Genomic DNA, 2,132 nt, shown 5'->3' with positions numbered 1-2,132 from the left:
GATACTCTCATGGCAGAACCATTTCCATAACTATTATAAGGCTCGGGATGACGGGCTGTTAGCCAGCGTCTAAAATAACCTCCGTATCCTGCATGAGGATATCTTCTACCCCATGATTGCATACTTGATATAACTGCATCTTCGATTTCTTTGACTGTTACATCCTGCCCTACTTTAAGTAATGCCTCACATACTGCAAGAGTCATGACTGAATCATCTGTAAAATGAGATCTTCTACTAAATAATTTGAAATCCTTTGTTTTATCTCCTCTATCAAATTCAAATGGACTGCCAATAATATCTCCTAAAATTGCACCATACATAATATATTCCTCCAATCTTTTCTTATTACAATATCAGTATAAATGAGGAGGAAAGATATATGGTCGCTTTGAAGGCGACATTTAAAAAACGTCGATACATGAAGTACCGACGCCATTTATGCTCCAAGAGTTTCATTGGTATATTTGAATAATGTGATGTTGAGTTCCATAATATCATATTGTTTATCGATGATTGCTTTTTGTACAATTAAATCTACTTTACTGCTTGGACTAAATGCCCAATCCGCTCTTGCAAGTAGATCTTTTGATTCTTCTAGATTAAGGTGTAATGCGATACATAATGCAAATACAGTTTTCTTTTTAGGATGATAGTTCTTATTGCATTGAATTTTAGAAAAAAGTTTTCTATCTAGATTGGCTCGTTTCCATACGTCTTTATTATCCAAATGCGCTTTGTCTATGAGTTCAAATAACTTATCATGAAATGAAGGGCCAATATTTGCAAGCTGATTTTCTAAAGAAGTATCCGATAAATGTAGAGATGATTCTTCATGAAATGTAGAGTTAAATAAAGAACGAAGACGAGCACTTCGTCTGTAGCTTAAAGGATACTCATTGATATGACTTTCTTTAACATAGTTTGCATCAATATAAGAATCAATCTCTCCGACAATTTGGCTGGATAATTGAAAAGAGGTTTTATCAAATACAACTAAAATGATTTCTATTTCATGTTCTGTCAAAAACTGACTGAATACAGATACTGCAATATGCAAAGCCTTATCTTTTGGAAATTCATACACACCTGTTGAAATAAGAGGAAATGCGATACTTTGACATCCTAGTTCTATTGCTTTTTGTAGAGGTAAACGATAACATCTTTCTAGTATTTCAAGTTCATGATGATTTCCATCAATCCATACAGGTCCTACTGTATGAATAATATATTTTGCGTTGAGATTATAAGCTCCAGTGACTGCAATCTCTCCTCTTTCAATGGGGCCAATAGTCTCTCTTTCTGCAAGAAGCGCTTCTTTTCCTGCTGCTTCATATATCGCCAGATCTGTGCCACTGACACATTTTGGTTTTGGATTTGCTGTATTAACAATGATATCAGCTTCTACTTTTGTAATATCGTTTCTTACTATCTTAAATGCCATAGTATTACCTCTTATTTTTGATTTGTGTCTTCTGTATAAGTGAATACAATTTCTTCTGCAAGAATACTTGCTTTAACTATCATTAAGCTATCATAGATATTTGATTTACCCAGTAAATTCATACCACCATGCCATACGTTTGACTTAAACGGCTAATGCCTGCTTTATCATAAATAGAATTGACAGATACAACATCAATGATCCCTGTTAAGGTATTCTTACTACCATGTAAGACCCCTATGAGATCTTTTCTTTGTTTCTCTTTCCCTGAGTTTGTCTTATACATAGGCAGGTCTTCGTTTAATTCTAAAAAGTGATGTGATTCATCTACCCATTGATCAATAAATGAACCACTCCGCATAATAATGAGTGTATTGATTTTCCTTTGAGAAATCAAATAACTAGATAAAACTATCTTACCAAATGCAGGGGCTGCATTAAGAACGCCATTATCATAGCTTAATAAATCAAATGCAGCAGTAAGATGTTCATCTCTTAATTTTCCAGTAAATGATACATTAATAGGTTTTCCTTTTTCTCTCTTATCAATACTTTCATACTCAATATTTGATGAATCACACTTATTGAGGAGAGTTTCTAATACCTCTTTTGGAATTTTTATATAGTCGTTTATGTCTTCCCCTAAATAGAGAGTTTCTTTATAACATCTTCACTATAGAAGTTTTCA

General features: G+C 33.4%; 3 protein-coding genes. All 3 read right to left on the bottom strand.

Features of this window, described 5'->3' with window-relative positions; translation table 11 throughout:
• Positions 1-323 (bottom strand): ADP-ribosylglycohydrolase family protein (locus tag B2S90_RS05625; protein WP_286696680.1); only part of this gene is annotated, 323 nt, incomplete at its 3' end.
• 116 nt (positions 324-439) lie between these two features.
• A complete protein-coding gene (locus B2S90_RS05620) occupies positions 440-1,444 on the bottom strand; it encodes a macro domain-containing protein (RefSeq protein WP_279148184.1) in 1,005 nt (334 codons plus the stop codon).
• Positions 1,445-1,562: 118 nt separating this feature from the next.
• A complete protein-coding gene (locus tag B2S90_RS05615) occupies positions 1,563-1,730 on the bottom strand; it encodes a hypothetical protein (RefSeq protein ID WP_187114803.1) in 168 nt (55 codons plus the stop codon).
• Between the last annotated feature and the right edge of the window lie 402 nt (positions 1,731-2,132).

The organism is Catenibacterium sp. UBA627 (assembly GCF_002299355.1).
Classification (GTDB): Bacteria; Bacillota_I; Bacilli_A; order Erysipelotrichales; family Coprobacillaceae; genus Catenibacterium; species Catenibacterium mitsuoka.
The sequence above is the reverse complement of the archived record's forward strand: the minus strand, read 5'-3'. Positions and strand labels throughout refer to the sequence as shown.